Source organism: Actinoallomurus sp. NBC_01490, from assembly GCF_036227085.1.
GTDB classification, from domain to species: domain Bacteria; phylum Actinomycetota; class Actinomycetes; order Streptosporangiales; family Streptosporangiaceae; genus Actinoallomurus; species Actinoallomurus oryzae.
On the sequence record NZ_CP109433.1, the window covers coordinates 5,248,312 to 5,264,925 of the forward strand.

The window sequence follows — 16,614 nt, forward strand, 5'->3', positions numbered from 1 at the left end:
CACCGAGAGGCCTCCATGAGGATGATTCGCAAGCCTGCCTGGGCGAAAGGGCGCAGGAGATGGCTCGCCCTCCCACTGGCTCTGATGCTGTGTCTCCCCCTGATACCGGTTGCCAGTGGCGCGGTCACGCAACCCGGCCTCGTACCACCGGACCGCAAGTCCAGCTTCGAGCAGGACGGCGTGGCGCTGGTGCGCATCGTCGTACCCGACCAGGCCGGCATCGAACGGCTCCAGCAGATGGGCGTTGACCTGGCCGAGTACACCAAGCCGGTGGCCGGCGGCATCGAGGTGAACGCCGTCCTCAGCCCGCAGGAGTCCGCGGACCTCAAGGCCAAGGGCTTCGACGTCCGTGGCGCCATCGCCGACCAGGCCGACGCGGCAAAGGTGCGCCGGCAGCGGTCGCAGACGTTGAACTCGCTCGCCGCCCAGGCGCAGGGCACCGACACGCTGACCGCGCTGCGGGCCGAGTGGTTCACCAGCCTGCCCGACGGGCAGCGGTTCCTGAACGTCGAGGTGAAGACGAGCGACAGCTCGGCGACCAACATCCTCACCGTCGCCTGGGACAGCGGGCGGGGCACCGAGATCGGCTCGGGCGGCACCGCGACGATGTCGCGGTTCACCGACGACGGCCAGTACATGTACGACCGGTTCAACTCACCGCTGCCGGTGAACGTGACGCCCAGCAAGGTGCGGATCACCAGCACGAGCGGCGGGTCGGTCACCGTCTCGGTGACGAAGTGGCTGGGTGAGCCCCGCAAGAAGCCGAACCCGCACTACGTGAGCGACTTCGTCGACCACTACATGGACCCGGAAGAGGTCTATCAGCGGATCGACTCGCTGGCCAAGGAGTTCCCCGAGCTCACCCAGTTGATCAATCTGCCCTACAAGACGAACGGCTACCGCCGCGCGGCGCAGGCGCAGTTCGGCACCGCCGCCGCCAGCACGTTCTACGTGTCGTCGAAGGCGTATGGTTCGGACGGCGGCAATGACATCTCGGTGGCGCTGGAGAACCCGGGCACCGCCGGCGCCGCCCTGTCGGTGTCCGTTACCGGCAAGGACGTCGTCGTCCACCTCGCCACGGACGCCGCGGGACAGGTCGCGAGTACGGCCGCGCAGGTCGTGGCGGCGCTTGGCGCCGACGCGTCCGCGGCGAAGCTGCTCACCGCGAGCACGTACCGGGGCGACGCGGGAGCCGGCGTGGTGGCTGCCGCGCCGGCGACCAGGCTCTCCGACGGCCTGAAGGCTCCCGCGAGCGTCAAGCGTCAGCCGTTCCAGGTGCAGGCGTTGCGGATCGGCACGAAGCGCAACGGGTCCCAGCCCGGCGTCTTCCTCTACTGCCAGGAGCACGCGCGTGAGTGGGTCACCCCGCTGACCTGCGTGGAGACCGCCGAGCGGCTGCTGCGCAACTACCAGCACGACCCGGCCACCCGGAAGCTGGTCGACAACCTCGACATCTTCGTGGTCCCGTCGGTCAACCCCGATGGCGCCAACTACAGCATGTACGACTACAACTTCCAGCGCCGGAACATGACGAACTACTGCGGCCCGGCGGACTCCGACCCGGCACGCCGTAACGCGTGGGGCGTCGACGTGAACCGCAACTTCTCGGTCGGCTCGTACTTCGACGGCTACAGCGGCGGGTCCGCGAACTGCCGCGGCGAGACGTACTCCGGGCCGAGTGAGCTGTCCGAGCCCGAGGCCAAGAACGAGGTGTGGCTGACCCAGAAGTACTCCAACATCAAGTTCGCGATGAACACCCACTCCTACGGCGGCTACTTCATGTGGCCTCCAGGGGCGTACAAGCTGGACGGCCGGCAGACGCTGCCGCCGGTCGACCTCGGCACCGAGACCTACTTCTGGTCCGCGTCCGACCACATCCTCAACGCGGTGCAGCAGTGGCGCGGCACGGCCATCTGGCCCGGCCGCACCGGGCCGGTGACCGACGTCCTGTACTCGGCGGCGGGGAACAGTGCCGACGAGGCCTGGTACAACAAGGGCATCATCGGCTGGGACTTCGAGGTCGGCGCGGACAAGTACAACGCGCAGACCGGGGAGTACGACGAGGTCGGCTTCCAGCCCGACTTCGCCGAGGGCCACGAGGAGGCGATGGAGTTCGCCAACGGCCAGATCGGCATCCTCGAGGTCGCCCTGGCGTACGGCAAGGACAAGAAGGACCCGAGGTCCAGCCTGTCGGTGACCGGCCAGGACGCGAGCAGCACGAAGTTCACGTTCAAGGTGAACGAGCCGGCGACCGTCTATTACACACTCGACGGCAGCCGGCCGACGCTGAAGTCGCCGAAGCTCGAGGCCGCCGGCCTGCGCGAGGGCGCTGAGTCACTCACCGTTGACAAGACGACCGACGTGAGATGGTTCTCGGTCGACATCGCCGGCAACGTGGAGAACAACTACAAGCCGGACGGACGGCACACCGGCTACCGCCATGAGGTCGTGAGGGTCGGCGGTCACTAGGAAATGATCACGAGAGGGAGGTACCGGCTCCGGTCGGTACCTCCCTTCGTCGTCACCCGGCTCAGACGGTGAGGCGGGTGATCACGTCGGCAACGGATGGATTCACCCCACGGTCGGCGGGAGCAGCTCCTCCGGCAGGCCCTGGAAGGTGACCGGGACCTGGAAGCGCCGGATCGCGGCCGTGCCGACGGACGTGTGCAGTGGTGCCGTCGTCGCGGGCCACGGCCCGCCGTGGTGCATCGCCCGGTTGACCGCGACGCCGGTGGGCCAGCCGTTGTAGACGACGCGGCCGGCGTGCCGCGTCAGCTCGGCGACGAGTCCGCGCGCCAGGTCGGTGTCGGACGGCTCGGCGTGCACGGTCGCGGTGAGCGAGCCGGGTACGGCGGCGGCAGCGGCGCGCAGCTCCTCCTCCGAGGCGTACTCGACGATGACGGAGGCCGGGCCGAAGCACTCCTCCGTCAGTTCGGGCCGGGCCGCGAACTCCTCGGCGGTCACCGCGACCAGGTGCGCCCCGGCGCTCTCCGCCACGATGCGCGTCCCGGCCGCGAGCCGTTCGACCCCGGTACCGAACGCGGCCGCGATCTGCGGTGTGAGGAGTGACGGCGCCTCGACCGACGCGACCGCCTCCGCCAGCACGGCGTCGAGCCCGTGCCCGGCGGGCAGGAAGAGCAGCCCCGGCTTGGTGCAGAACTGCCCGGACCCCAGCGTGAACGAGCCGACATACCCGCGCGCGATCTCCTCCCCGCGGGCGGCCACCGCTCCCGGCGTGACGAACACGGGGTTGACGCTGCCCAGCTCGCCGTAGAAGGGGATCGGGTCCGGGCGGCTCACGGCGGCGTCGAACAGCGCCCGCCCGCCGCGCACCGAGCCGGTGAACCCGGCCGCCCTGACGTTCGGGTCCTTGATGAGCGCCAGGCCCGCCTCCAGCCCGTGCACGATCGCGAACGTCCCCTCGGGCGCGCCCGCCTCGGCGAGCGCGTCCGCGATGACCTCCGCCGTACGGACGGACGTGCGCGGATGCCCGGGGTGGGCCTTCACGATGACCGGGCAGCCGGCCGCCCACGCGGACGCCGTGTCGCCGCCCGCGACGGAGAACGCGAACGGGAAGTTGCTCGCGGCGTACACCGCGACCGGTCCGATCGGCAGCAGCGCCCGGACGAACCCGGGCTCGGCGGCGTCCCGCTGGAAGCCGTCGCGGCGTGCCTCACCGGCCAGCAGGCGCAACTGCCCGGTGGTACGTTCCAACTCCCCGGTAAGGCGGGCACGGCCGAGCGCGGTCTCGGCGTCGGCCAGCGGCACCAGCTCGTCGGCGGCCGTCTCCAGTGCGCCGGCGACGGCGTCCAGCAGCGCGGCACGGTCGGGCAGCGGCAGCTCCGCGAGCGGGCGGGCGGCGTTCGCCGCCGTCACGCCGAACGCGGCGACCGTGTCGGGGCCGGTCTCCGGCACGCCCGGCTCCAGACGCGCGCCGGTCCGCGGGTCGATTCCGTACAGCAAGGTCATCGCGGGTCTCCGTCGGCGGGGAAGCGGTTCAGGGCTCCGGGCAGCCGCGAGCCGAGCGGGGACATGTCCCCATCCGCGCCGAGACGCTCCAGGATGTCCAGCGTCAGGCGGCCGCGGTGCACCCGCTCCCGCATGGCGTTGACGGCCAGGTCGCGCAGGTGGCGGCCGACCGGGTAGACGCCGGGTGTGTTGCGCAGTCCGAACTTCAGGTAGATCGGCGCGCCGCAGCGGATCAGCTCGGCCGCGTCGTAGAGGCGGACGAAGCCGCCGAGGTCGTCGGGGGCCTCGACGTAGAAGTCCATGGGCGCGTCGCTCTGCGCCCGCAGTTCGGCGATCTGCCCGATGGTGAGGTCGCTCGGCACGTTGATGGAGTCGCCGCCGAGCCTCTCCCAGATCGTGTACGCGGCCGGGTTGACCGGTCCGACCAGTGCCGACACCTTGAACGTGACGTCCTGCGGCAACACCCCCGCGGCGCGCAGCCGGTGCAGCGTCCACAGCACGCCCTCGTCGGCGACGAGCAGGCAGCGCACGCCGAGCGCGACGGCGCGCTCGGCCTCCTCGACGCACTGGGCCAGCTGGTCACGGCCCCGGGCGCGCGGACCGGAACCTCCGGACGACGCCTTGACCCCGGCGCCGATGTCCCATGTGCCACGCGGGCCGACGAACAGGCACAGCTCGACGTCGCGCTCCTCGCACGCCTTCACCATCTCGGTGATCTCGGCGTCGGTGAGCATCCAGATGCCACTGCCCTGGCTGATGCGGTGGACCGGCACCTCCAGGCGGTCGATCTCCTCCAGGGCGGCGGCCAGGACCTCCGGCCCCTCGCATGAGGGCAGCTCGGTCCGCCAGCTCCCGCCGTCGGGGAAACGGGCCTCCGATCCGGCGGGGGCGGCGCTGCGGGCGGGCATGCCGAGCCGGTCGAGCAGATGCTCGCCGGGATGACGGGAAGGGCTCATCACGGACTCCTAGGGTTAAGAATGATCTTGCCGACGTTCTCGTCGCCCTGGCCGAGCAGCGCGACCGCGTCGGGGTAGGCCTCGAGCGGCAGCTCGTGGGTGACCAGGGGGGCGAGGTCGAGCAGGCCGGAGGTGAACGCACGTACGGCGTACGTCCAGGCCGCCGCCGGAGCGCCGAAGACGCTGGTCACCGTCAGCTGGCGGCCGACGATGCTCGAGGGGGAGAGCCCCTCCGGGGCTCCGCCCGGGATGCCGGTCAGCACAAGCCGGCCGCCCCGGCGCACCTGCCGGGCGGCCGCCGCCGCCGAGTCACGGGCGCCCGCGGTCTCCACGACGACGTCGAGGTCCAGCGCGTCGAGCCGGTCCGGGTGGAAGTAGGCCGTCGCGCCGCCCGCCCGCGCGACCGGCTCCCGGCCGGCGCGGGGGTCGCTGACGACGAGCTCGGCGGGGGAGGAGGCGGCCAGCAGCTGGATCGTCAGCAGGCCGAGGGTACCCGCGCCGACCACGCCGACCCGTTCTCCGGCGAGCGGAGCAGCCTGGAGAACGGCGGCGGCGGCGACCGCCGCCGGTTCGAGCAGCACGGCGGCCCGCAGGTCGGTGCCCGCCGGCAGCGGATGCAGCAGCCGCGCGGGCACGATCAGGTGGTCGGCGAACGCGCCGGGCCGGGTGAACCCGATCTCGTCGTAGCCGGCGCCGCACAGGTTGGTGTCCCCGGCGCGGCATCGGTCGCAGACCTGGCAGTTCACGAAGCCCTCGCCGACCGTCGGCCGGCCGACCAGGGACGGGTCGACGCCGGGCCCGGCCTCCTCGATCGTCCCCGACCACTCGTGGCCGGGGACGATGGGGAACGTCCGGTACGGCTCGGGGCGGCCGCCCTCGTACAGCTCGCGGTCGCTGCCGCAGATGCCCGCCGCGGCGACGCGGACGAGGACCTCACCGGGCCCGGGGCCGGGCACCTCTCCCTTGACCACCCGCTGGCGGCCCGGCGACTCCAGAAGTACCGACCGGCTCACTTGGTCCTGGCCGGGTCACGTAGGTGCCAGTTGTCGGCGAACAGGTTGAAGTTGGCGCGCTGCCGGGGGAACGCGGCGAGCGCGTCCAGGTCCAGCTCGACACCGAGGCCGGGGGCCTCCGGCAGGGTGAAGTATCCGTCGACGACCTCGGGGAGGCCGGGTGCCACGCCCTTGATCGCCGCGTCGGCGAAGTCGTTGAAGTGCTCCTGGATCTTGAAGTTGGTGGTGCAGGCGGCCAGGTGGAGGTTGGCGGCGGTGAGCACGGGGCCGCCGACGTTGTGCGGGGCGATGAGCACGTAGTGGGTCTCGGCGGTGGCGGCGAGCTTGCGGGTCTCGGCGATGCCGCCGATGTGGGAGATGTCGGGCTGGATGACGTCGACGGCCTGGAGTTCGAACAGTTCGCGGAACTCGAAGCGGTCGTGGATGCGCTCGCCGGTGGCGATCGGCAGGTCGGTGTGGGCGGAGACCTTGGCGAGGGCCTTGAGGTTCTCCGGCGGGCAGGGCTCCTCCAGCCAGCTCGGCTTGAACGGCGCGAGTAGCCCGGCCAGCCGGATCGCGGTCGCCGGGGAGAACCGGCCGTGCATCTCGACGAGAAGCTCGGCCTCCTCGCCGATGGCGTCGCGGACCGCCTCGACGAGGCTGACCGAGCGCATCGTCTCGGCGTGGTCCAGCTCCATCGTGCCGGTGCCGAACGGGTCGAACTTCAGCGCCTGGTAGCCGCGTTCGACGACCTTCTTGGCGGCGGCGTGGAAGGCTTCGGGGGTGCGTTCGACGGTGTACCAGCCGTTGGCGTACGCCTTGATCCGGTCCCGGACCTTTCCGCCGAGCAGCCGCCAGACGGGCTGGTCGAGGGCCTTGCCGACGATGTCCCAGCAGGCCATCTCGACGCAGGCGATGCCGGACATGACGATCTCGCCGGCCCGGCCGTAGTCGCCGTACTTCATCCGGTGGACCAGGTCCTCGATGTCGAAGGGGTCCGAGCCCCTGATGTGGTTGACCTCGGCCTCGGCCAGGTAGCCGATAAGCGCGTCGGTGTGGTTCAGCATCCGCGCCTCGCCCACACCGACGAGCCCCTCGTCGGTATGGACCTGGACGAACGTGAGGTTGCGCCAGGGCGTGCCGGCGACGTGTGTCGAGATACCGGTGATGCGCATGTGTACGAAGTGCTCCTCGTGTTGCGGGACCAGAGGCGGGGCCACCACGACCTCACGACACGCGGATGTTACCGGTCGCATAGGCAAAGTCAACGGCTAGAAGGTGGTGGGCCGTGTTTTCGAACTGTGTCTTGACATCAGATTTGTGACCGGTAACACTCCCGGACACGGCAGCGAAATCCAGTCGTAACCCCGGCGTAGCCGCCTGGCCCGACCCAAGGTGGGACATGAGATTCACTAAAATGGCCACGATGGCCACGGGGCTGTTCATGGCCCTCAGCGTGACCGCAGCGTGCGGCTCGAGCACCAAGACCGTCGACAAGAAGGGTGCGGCGGGCGCCGACTCGGCGAAGGGCGCGCTGGTCGGCGTCACCATGCCGACCAAGTCCTCCGAGCGGTGGATCCACGACGGCCAGAACGTGAAGGCCTCGCTGGAGAAGCTGGGCTACAAGGTCGACCTCCAGTACGCCGAGAACGACATCCCCACCCAGGTCAACCAGATCGAGAACCAGATCACCCGGGGCGCCAAGCTCCTGATCATCGCCTCGATCGACGGCACCTCCCTGACGACCCAGCTGCAGGAGGCGGCCGACAAACACATCCCGGTCATCGCCTACGACCGGCTGCTCACCAAGTCGCCGAACGTCGACTACTACGCCACCTTCGACAACTACAAGGTCGGCGTCATGCAGGCCACGTCCCTTCTCGTCGGCCTCGGGCTGAAGAAGCAGGACGGTTCCGACGGCACCGCCAAGGGACCGTTCAACATCGAGGTCTTCGCCGGGTCGCCGGACGACAACAACGCGACGTTCTTCTACAACGGCGCGATGGCCACCCTGAAGCCCTACATCGACAAGGGCACCCTGGTCGTCAAGAGCAAGGAGACGGACTTCAAGACCGTCGCGATCCTGCGCTGGGACCCGGCCACCGCGCAGAAGCGCATGGAGGACCTGATCACCAAGGCCTACGGCGGCGGCACGAAGGTCCAGGGCGTGCTCTCGCCGTACGACGGCCTGTCGATCGGCATCCTGTCCGCTCTCAAGAGCGCCGGCTATGGCACCTCCGGCCAGCCGTACCCGGTGGTGACCGGCCAGGACGCCGAGCTCGCCTCGGTGAAGTCGATCATGAAGGGTGAGCAGTACGCCACCATCTACAAGGACACCCGCCAGCTCGCGGCGGTCACCGTGAAGATGGCCGACACGGTCCTCAAGGGCGGCAAGCCCGAGGTGAACAACACCAAGGACTACAACAACGGCGACAAGGTCGTCCCGTCGATGCTCCTCCAGCCGGTCACGGTCTACAAGACCAACGTCCAGAAGACCCTCATCGACACCGGCTACTACACGGCTCAGCAGCTGCAGTAGCGGGCCTGGGGCGGGCGGCGCCGTGTGCGTCGCCCGCCCCTCCGCCGTGATCTGAAGGGCATGACATGACCGACGACGCGATTCTGCGGATGAGCGGGATCACCAAGGTGTTCCCCGGCGTCAAGGCGCTGCAGGACGTGAACCTGGTGGTACGGCGCGGCGAGATCCACGCGATCTGCGGCGAGAACGGCGCGGGCAAGTCCACCTTGATGAAGGTGCTGTCCGGGGTCTACCCGCACGGCTCGTACGAAGGCGAGATCGACTTCGACGGCGAGCCGTGCCGCTTCTCCGGCATCCGCGACAGTGAGAAGCACGGAATCGTCATCATTCACCAGGAACTGGCGCTCAGCCCGTACCTGTCGATCGCCGAGAACATCTTCCTCGGCAACGAACGCGCCCATCGCGGCCTGATCGACTGGAACCGGACCAACGCCGACGCCGCCGAACTCCTCGCCCGCGTCGGCCTGGACGAGAACCCGGTCACCCCGGCGATGGACCTCGGGGTCGGCAAGCAGCAGCTCGTGGAGATCGCCAAGGCGTTGTCCAAGGACGTGAAGCTGCTGATCCTGGACGAGCCGACGGCGGCGCTGAACGACGCCGACTCCGCGCACCTGCTCGACCTGCTGCGCGGTCTGCGCGAGCAGGGCATCACCTGCGTGATCATTTCCCACAAGCTCAACGAGATCAAGGCGATCGCGGACTCGACGACCATCCTGCGCGACGGCCGCACGATCGAGACCCTCGACATGGAGAAGGACCTCGTGACCGAGGACCGCATCATCTCCGGCATGGTCGGCCGCGACCTGGAGCATCGTTTCCCCGAGCACGAGCCGACCATCGGCGAGGAGGTGCTGCGGATCGAGGACTGGACGGTGCACAGCCCGACACAGCACGAGCGCCTCGTCGTGTCCGGCGCCAACCTCACGTTGCGGCGCGGTGAGATCGTCGGCCTGGCCGGCCTGATGGGCGCCGGCCGTACGGAGCTGGCGATGAGCGTGTTCGGCCGCAGCTACGGCGTCGGCATCACCGGCCGGGTCTACAAGGACGGCAGGGAGATCCGCATCAAGTCGGTCGGCGACGCCATCAAGCACGGCATCGCGTACGCCACCGAGGACCGCAAGCGGTACGGCCTCAACCTCATCGAGGACATCAAGCGCAACGTCTCGACGGCGGGGCTGCGCAAGCTCGCCAGGCGGGGATGGGTCCCCGACAACGAGGAGTTCCGCGTCGCCGAGGGCTACCGCAAGAGCATGAACATCAAGGCGCCGAGCGTCCTCGCGGTCACCGGCAAGCTCTCCGGCGGGAACCAGCAGAAGGTCGTGCTGTCCAAGTGGCTGTTCACCGACCCGGACGTGCTGATCCTCGACGAGCCGACCCGCGGCATCGACGTCGGCGCGAAGTACGAGATCTATTCGATCATCAACGAGATGGCCGACCAGGGCAAGGCCGTGCTGGTCATCTCCTCGGAGCTGCCCGAGCTGCTCGGCATCTGTGACCGCGTCTACGCGATGTCGGCCGGGCGCATCACCGGTGAGGTCTCCCGCGCAGAGGCCACGCCCGAGCGGCTGATGCAGTTCATGACCAGATACGACGAGGAGCAGATCGCCCAATGAGCAGCGTCGCACCGGCCCGCCCGGACAAGGGCGAGGCTCCGCCCCCGTCCCGCGGCGGCGTGGCCGACCGGATTTTCTCCGTCAACCTGCGGCAGAGCGGGATCTACGTCGCGTTCGCGCTGATCGTCGCGCTGTTCGCGATCCTCACGCACGGGAGCCTGCTCTCCCCGGAGAACATGTCCAACGTTCTCGTGCAGAACTCCTACATCCTGATCCTGTCGATCGGGATGATCCTCGTCATCATCGCGGGCCACATCGACCTGTCGGCCGGCTCGGTGGTCGCCGTGTGCGGTGCGATCTCGGCCGTGCTGATGGTCAACCACCACGTGCCCTGGCCGCTCGCGGTGGTGCTGACGCTGGTCGCGGGCGCGCTGATCGGCGCGTGGCAGGGCTACTGGATCGCCTACTTCGAGATCCCGGCGTTCATCGTGACGCTGGCCGGCATGCTCATCTTCCGTGCCCTCACGCTCACCGTGCTGGGCAACCAGGGCATCGGCCCGTTCCCCGACCAGGTCCGCACGCTCGCCAACGGCTTCCTGCCCGGCTACTTCGGCAACGTCGGACTGGGCCCGCTGGGCGGCGCGGACCTGTTCACCCTGATCGTCGGCGTGATCGGCGTCGCGGGCATCGTGCTCACCCAGTGGCGGGCCCGCCAGGGCCGCGCGGGGTACGGCCAGAACGTCGGTCCGCTGCCGGTATTCATCGTGCGGATGGCGCTGGCCGCCTTCGTCGTGATGTTCATCGTGGTGCAGCTCGCGCGGTTCAAGAACCTGCCCGTGGTGCTCATCCTGCTGACCGTCCTGGTCCTGGCGTACACCCTGCTCACCACCCGCGCGGTCTTCGGCCGGCACATGTACGCCCTCGGCGGCAACCTCCAGGCCGCCCGGCTGTCCGGCATCAAGACCAAGTCCGTGGTGTTCCTGCTGTTCGTCAACATGGGCGTGCTGGCCGCCATCGCCGGCGTCATCTTCGCCGGACGGCTCAACCAGGCCGGCCCGACCGCCGGCACCAACTTCGAGCTCGACTCGATCGCGGCGGCGTTCATCGGCGGCGCGGCGGTCCAGGGCGGCGTCGGCAAGGTCGTCGGCGCCATCACCGGCGGTCTCATCATGGCCGTGATCAACAACGGCATGTCCCTGCTGGGCGCGCCCAGCGAGCGGGTCATGTTGATCAAGGGCCTGGTGCTGCTCGCCGCCGTCGCGTTCGACGTTTGGGCAAAGCGCCGGGCCGGCACCTCCCGATAAATAGGATCAATCCCATGACCACTGAGCCCGACGACCGGGGCGACGCGCGGGTCACGGCGCGCCCCGGCCTTCGGGACGTGGCCAAGCTCGCCGGGGTGTCGCACCAGACCGTGTCCCGGGTCTTCAAGGATCACCCGAGGGTGAGCACGGAGACCCGGGCGAAGGTCCTGGCAGCGGCCGCCCAGCTGGACTTCCGGCCCAACGCGTTCGCCCGTGCCCTGGCCACCGGCCGGTCGCGCACACTCGGCGTGGTCAGCTTCGACGCGACCCAGTTCGGGCCCGCCTCGATGATCAGTGAGATCGAGCGCTGCGCGCGGGAGGCCGACTACTTCACCAGCGTCATCGCGCTGCAGTCGGCCAGCGAGCGTTCGATCGCCGAGGCGGCCGAGCGGCTGCGCGGCCAGGGCGTGGACGGGCTCATCGTGATCCCCGGCCATGCCCCGCTGACCCAGACCATCAAGCACCTGCCACGGGACCTGCCCGTTGTGGTCATGGAGAGCGAGACGATCGTCCCAGCCGTCGGGGTGGACCAGTACACCGGGCCGAGGGCGGCCACCCGCTACCTCCTCGACCTCGGCCACCGGACCGTGCACCACCTGCCCGGCCCGATGTCGTGGCTGGAGGCGCGCGAGCGCCACCGCGGCTGGCGCGACGCGCTGACCGATGCCGGAGCACCGGTGCCGCCGACCATCCCCGGCGACTGGAGCGCCGGGTCGGGATACGAGCGCGGCCTGGCGCTGGCGGCCGACCCGGAGGTCACGGCGGTGTTCGCGGCCAACGACCAGAACGCTCTGGGCCTGCTGCGCGCCCTGCATGAAGCAGGCCGCAGGGTGCCCGAGGACGTCAGCGTGATCGGCTTCGACGACATCCCCGAGGCGGCGTACTTCATCCCGCCGCTCACCACGATCCGCCAGGACTTCGCCGCCGTCGGCCGGTCCAGCGTGAACCTGCTGCTCGAGCAGATCGAGAGCGGTCGCCGCAGCGAGAGCAAGATCATCATTTCTACCGAGCTGGTCAGCCGGAACAGCGCCGGACGGGCACCCGCGTAGCCCGTCCCATCCCCGCGCTCGCTGCCCCGTGAAAGGAAGACCATGTCGGCCCATGCCGTCACCGCGTCCACCGCTCGTACGTCCGTGCGGCTCGCGGATGGAAGAGAGATCATCTACTTCGACGACGCGCCCGGGCAGGATCGTTCCACACCCGACCGGCGGGACCTGCCCCCGTACGCGCCCGCCGCCGAGCTGCGCTATGACGTGCTGCACGGCGAGGAGGTCCTCGTCGCCGCCCACCGGCAGAACCGCATCTACCAGCCGGCGCCCGGCGAGTGCCCGCTGTGCCCCTCTCGCGGTGACCACCTCAGCGAAATCCCGGCCGCGGACTACGACGTGGTGTCGTTCGAGAACCGCTTCCCCTCGCTCGGCGGCTCGGCCGGCGGACGCTGCGAGGTGCTGTGCTTCACCAGCTACCACGACGGGTCCTTCGCGGCCCTTCCGCCGGAACGGCTGGCCACCGTCGGCCGCGCCTGGGCCGACCGCACGGCGGCCCTCGCGAAGCGCCCCGACGTGGAGTACGTCTTCTTGTTCGAGAACCGCGGCGCGGCGATCGGCGCCACCCTGCCGCACCCGCACGGCCAGATCTACGCCTTCCCGTATGTCCCGCCCACCCCGCGCCGGATGCTCGCCGCCGCCGAGCGGTTCCTCGAGGAGCACGGCCGATGCCTGATGTGCGAGGTGGTCGCGCGCGAAGCCGCCGGGCCGCGCGTCGTGGCCGAGACCGATGGCTTCCTCGCGTATGTGCCCGAGGCCGCCCGCTGGCCGTACGAGGTCTACGTCGCCCCGCGCGTCTGCGTCCCCGACCTGCCCGCCCTCGACGCCGCACGGCGCGACGAGCTCATGCGCCTGTACGCCGACGTGCTGCGCCGCTTCGACGCTCTCTATGAGCACCCGACGCCGTACATGGCCTACTGGTACCAGGCCCCGGCTCGTACGAAACGCGACGCGGCGCACCTGTGCGCCCGCGTTTACACGCCCCAGCGCACCGCCGACAAACTGAAGTTCCTCGCCACGAGCGAGACCGGCGGCGGCGCGTACATCAACGACGTGCTCCCCGAGGCCGCCGCTGCGCGCCTCCGTGAGCTCTGAGCCGTTGCTTCATGCTCGACATGCTGGGGCGATCGTGTTCGTTCATGCCGACAAAGGCTTTCATGTATCCAAGGACGGCTACGAGTTCTTAGAGATCTTGGCGCTGCGGCACCAGCTGGACGATTTTGCAGCGCCAATCGGCCAAGCCGGCGTTCACGCCGGCCGACCTGTGCCGCACGAAAATAGGGTCGGGGTGTTGACCTGCGCGGTCTTGCTGCGGAGTAGTCGGTGGGGCCGGGAGTCTCGCGGGGTGCTTTTGACGTTCCTGCCGATCGGCTGTGGTTATCCGCGCTGGCTCGCTTGATCCCTCGGCATCGGTGGACCGAGGTGTTCGGTGTCAGTCCGGACACATTGTTGCGGTGGCATCGCCGGTTGGCGGCCCGGAAGTGGACGTATCCGCACCGGAAAACTCTAGGCCGGCCGTCCACGCCGACGGCGGTCAGGCGGTTGGTGGTGGCGATGGCCCGACAGAACCCGGGATGGGGGCACCGCCGTATGCAGGGTGAACTGGCCCGGCTGGGCCACAAGATCGCATACTCAACGGTGTAGGAGATCTTGAAGAAGGCCGGGATCGATCCCGCGCCGACCCGCAGACTGAGTTCGAGTCGATCATCGATGCGTTGCCCGATGAGCAGTGGCGCCTGCTGGCTGAGGTCGCGATCGGTGGCGGGTTGCGCTGGGGTGAGCTGGTCGAGCTGCGCCTGGGCGACCTCGATGTGGACAGTGGTGTGCTCACCGTGGCGCGTACCGTCGTCGAGCTGCGGCCGCGATTTCATCCGGTTGGCGGGCGGTTCCTGGTCAAGGAGTATCCGAAGAACGGGGAGTTCCGGAGGCTCAAGCTCAGCCGTTCGCTCATCACCTGGCTCGTCGCCTACGCCGAGGCTCGTCGGCTCAGGCCGGGCGATCTGCTGTTCACGGCGCCTACTGGGCCCCGGAGATCGCCGTCACGGGCCCTGTCCTTTCCCGGGGATCTGGGTGTTACGGCTCCGAATGCGGCGGGGCGCCGGTATCGGCATGGCACGCTGAGCGGATACCCGATGGGCGGATGCCGATGTGGGCACTGCCGGGGTGCCTACGCCCACTACCGGGCAGTGCGCCGCGCGGCCGGCAAGGACCATCCACGGTCCGGTCGGAGGCTGGACACCGACGGGCACATCCCTCGCGACTGGTTCCGCCAGCAGATCTGGGACCCGGCGGTCATGGCTGCCGGCATCGATCGAAGGATCCGAGTCCGGGATCTGCGGCACGCGCATGCATCCTGGGTGCTGGCTGGGGGAGCGGATTTGCAGACCGTCCGGGAACGTCTGGGCCACGCGGGACTGCGGGCCACCGAACGCTACCTGCACACCCTGCCGGACGCCGACGACACGGCACTCGAGGCGTTCGCCCGGACTCGAGCCGGTGTCCGCTGGGCGGCGGCACCGTAACATGGGCCACGGTCAAATGACGGTCAGACGATCGAAGCCCGGCCACCGTATCCGGTGTCCGGGCTGCTGAACCAGGTAAAACCTGGTGGGCGATACTGGGATTGAACCAGTGACCTCTACCGTGTCAAGGTAGCCCGAGCAGGCGGGCGACCAGTGGCGATGCGTGAAAGTGCAGGTCAGCGGTGTCGATTGAGCGCGGTTGAACCACGTTCAGCGAAACTCTGGGAAGTCGGCGTCGCCCAATTGTCGCCCAGAACTGCGGGTGCGCGATACGCAGCAGGTCCATCAGCCGGGGGTCGGCCGCCTTGCACGTGGTGGGGTCCGGGTACGCCATCGCCGACGGCGCCCTGGCCGTGCCCGATCATCGCCGAGCGGCCCCCGCCTGCCGGCACGCCGTACTACGGGGCGACCCCGCTGCCGCCCCCGACCGTGCCCGCAGGATCGGTGCGGATCCAGCGACGGGCGCACGCCAGTGGCCGGTTCATGGTTAACGGCCAGTTCATCAAGCTCGGGCCCTGGCACGCCGGCAAACTCTCACCGTCGTCATCGAAGACACCCAAGGGATTCTGCACGGCGAAAAGGACTCGTCGTCCGGCCGCGCCGCGACACCACACCCATCACCCGGCTCTACTCCGGACCGCAAGTCCAGCTTCGAGCAGGACGGCGTGGCGCTGGTGCGCATCGTCGTACCCGACCAGGCCGGCATCGAACGGTTCCAGCGGATGGGCGTTGACCTGGCCGAGTACACCAAGCCGGTGGCCGGCGGCATCGAGGTGAACGCCGTCCTCAGCCCGCAGGAGTCCGCGGACCTCAAGGCCAAGGGCTTCGACGTCCGTGGCGCCATCGCCGATCAGGCCGACGCGGCAAAGGTGCGCCGGCAGCGGTCGCAGGCGTTGAACTCGCTCGCCGCCCAGGCGCAGGCGACGTTCTGTACTCGGCGGCGGGGAACAGTGCCGACGAGGCCTGGTACAACAAGGGCATCATCGGCTGGGACTTCGAGGTCGGCGCGGACAAGTACAACGCGCAGACCGGGGAGTACGACGAGGTCGGCTTCCAGCCCGACTTCGCCGAGGGCCACGAGGAGGCGATGGAGTTCGCCAACGGCCAGATCGGCATCCTCGAGGTCGCCCTGGCGTACGGCAAGGACAAGAAGGACCCGAGGTCCAGCCTGTCGGTGACCGGCCAGGACGCGAGCAGCACGAAGTTCACGTTCAAGGTGAACGAGCCGGCGACCGTCTATTACACACTCGACGGCAGCCGGCCGACGCTGAAGTCGCCGAAGCTCGAGGCCGCCGGCCTGCGCGAGGGCGCCGAGTCGCTCACCGTTGACAAGACGACCGACGTGAGATGGTTCTCGGTCGACATCGCCGGCAACGTGGAGAACAACTACAAGCCGGACGGACGGCACACCGGCTACCGCCATGAGGTCGTGAGGGTCGGCGGTCACTAGGAAATGATCACGAGAGGGAGGTACCGGCTCCGGTCGGTACCTCCCTTCGCCGTCACCGGGCTCAGACGGTGAGGCGAAGCACCGGAGTGACACGGATGATGAGCCGGATCTTGCCGGGCTCGGTGGGCGGGACACCGAGATCGCCTCGAGGACCGGGCCATCGGCGGAACAACCCATACACCGCCTGCCAGGAACCACAGCATTCCGGCACATCCCGCTACGGCGCGCAACCCGCGCCCGCCATCGGATCCCATCGATCAACTGCCGTTTCGTCCACCTCGAC

Annotated in this window: 12 protein-coding genes; 8 read left to right on the top strand and 4 right to left on the bottom strand. The window is 69.4% G+C overall.

Annotated elements, in window-relative coordinates:
• The first annotated feature begins 84 nt into the window (after positions 1-84).
• Positions 85-2,469, top strand: coding sequence for a M14 family metallopeptidase (locus OG417_RS24645; protein ID WP_329260578.1), 2,385 nt, complete (start codon positions 85-87; stop codon positions 2,467-2,469).
• 102 nt (positions 2,470-2,571) lie between these two features.
• On the opposite strand, the gene OG417_RS24650 is transcribed toward OG417_RS24645, so the two are convergent.
• Genes OG417_RS24650 through OG417_RS24665 form a run of 4 tightly spaced genes read right to left on the bottom strand, consistent with a single transcriptional unit; the run spans position 2,572 to position 7,092 of the window.
• Positions 2,572-3,969, bottom strand: a complete 1,398-nt coding sequence (locus tag OG417_RS24650) for an aldehyde dehydrogenase (NADP(+)) (RefSeq protein WP_329260581.1) — start codon at positions 3,967-3,969, stop codon at positions 2,572-2,574.
• Positions 3,966-4,925, bottom strand: a complete 960-nt coding sequence (locus OG417_RS24655; protein WP_329260584.1) for a hypothetical protein — start codon at positions 4,923-4,925, stop codon at positions 3,966-3,968. Before OG417_RS24655 ends, OG417_RS24650 begins: the two co-directional genes overlap by 4 nt.
• The gene (locus tag OG417_RS24660) at positions 4,925-5,938 is read right to left on the bottom strand and encodes a zinc-dependent alcohol dehydrogenase (RefSeq protein WP_329260587.1); all 1,014 of its coding nucleotides are present in this window, start codon (positions 5,936-5,938) and stop codon (positions 4,925-4,927) included. The genes OG417_RS24655 and OG417_RS24660 overlap by 1 nt, the downstream gene beginning before the upstream one ends.
• Positions 5,935-7,092: a mandelate racemase/muconate lactonizing enzyme family protein gene (locus OG417_RS24665; RefSeq protein ID WP_329260590.1), complete on the bottom strand. Its 1,158-nt coding sequence runs from the start codon at positions 7,090-7,092 to the stop codon at positions 5,935-5,937. Before OG417_RS24665 ends, OG417_RS24660 begins: the two co-directional genes overlap by 4 nt.
• A 227-nt stretch (positions 7,093-7,319) precedes the next feature.
• Here OG417_RS24665 and chvE point away from each other — a divergent pair, with 227 nt between their 5' ends.
• The 7 genes from chvE to OG417_RS24700 all read left to right on the top strand — a co-directional run bounded on the left by chvE (position 7,320) and on the right by OG417_RS24700 (position 16,331).
• The gene (gene chvE / locus OG417_RS24670) at positions 7,320-8,456 is read left to right on the top strand and encodes a multiple monosaccharide ABC transporter substrate-binding protein (protein ID WP_329260592.1); all 1,137 of its coding nucleotides are present in this window, start codon (positions 7,320-7,322) and stop codon (positions 8,454-8,456) included.
• A 65-nt stretch (positions 8,457-8,521) separates the two neighbouring features.
• On the top strand, positions 8,522-10,069 hold the full coding sequence (mmsA, locus tag OG417_RS24675; RefSeq protein WP_329260595.1) for a multiple monosaccharide ABC transporter ATP-binding protein: 1,548 nt from the start codon (positions 8,522-8,524) through the stop codon (positions 10,067-10,069).
• Positions 10,066-11,313 carry a multiple monosaccharide ABC transporter permease gene (gene mmsB / locus OG417_RS24680; protein WP_285578870.1) on the top strand — a complete coding sequence of 416 codons (1,248 nt, stop codon included), beginning with the start codon at positions 10,066-10,068 and terminating at the stop codon, positions 11,311-11,313. The genes mmsA and mmsB overlap by 4 nt, the downstream gene beginning before the upstream one ends.
• 14 nt (positions 11,314-11,327) lie before the next feature.
• Positions 11,328-12,362, top strand: coding sequence for a LacI family DNA-binding transcriptional regulator (locus tag OG417_RS24685; RefSeq protein ID WP_329260598.1), 1,035 nt, complete (start codon positions 11,328-11,330; stop codon positions 12,360-12,362).
• Between the two features lie 42 nt (positions 12,363-12,404).
• Complete coding sequence (gene galT / locus OG417_RS24690; RefSeq protein WP_329260601.1) at positions 12,405-13,454, top strand: galactose-1-phosphate uridylyltransferase; 1,050 nt, start codon at positions 12,405-12,407, stop codon at positions 13,452-13,454.
• Between the two features lie 620 nt (positions 13,455-14,074).
• Complete coding sequence (locus OG417_RS24695) at positions 14,075-14,881, top strand: tyrosine-type recombinase/integrase (RefSeq protein ID WP_329260604.1); 807 nt, start codon at positions 14,075-14,077, stop codon at positions 14,879-14,881.
• 1,087 nt (positions 14,882-15,968) lie between these two features.
• Entirely contained in the window at positions 15,969-16,331 is a 363-nt protein-coding gene (locus OG417_RS24700) for a chitobiase/beta-hexosaminidase C-terminal domain-containing protein (protein WP_329260606.1), read from the top strand.
• The last annotated feature ends 283 nt before the right edge of the window (positions 16,332-16,614 follow it).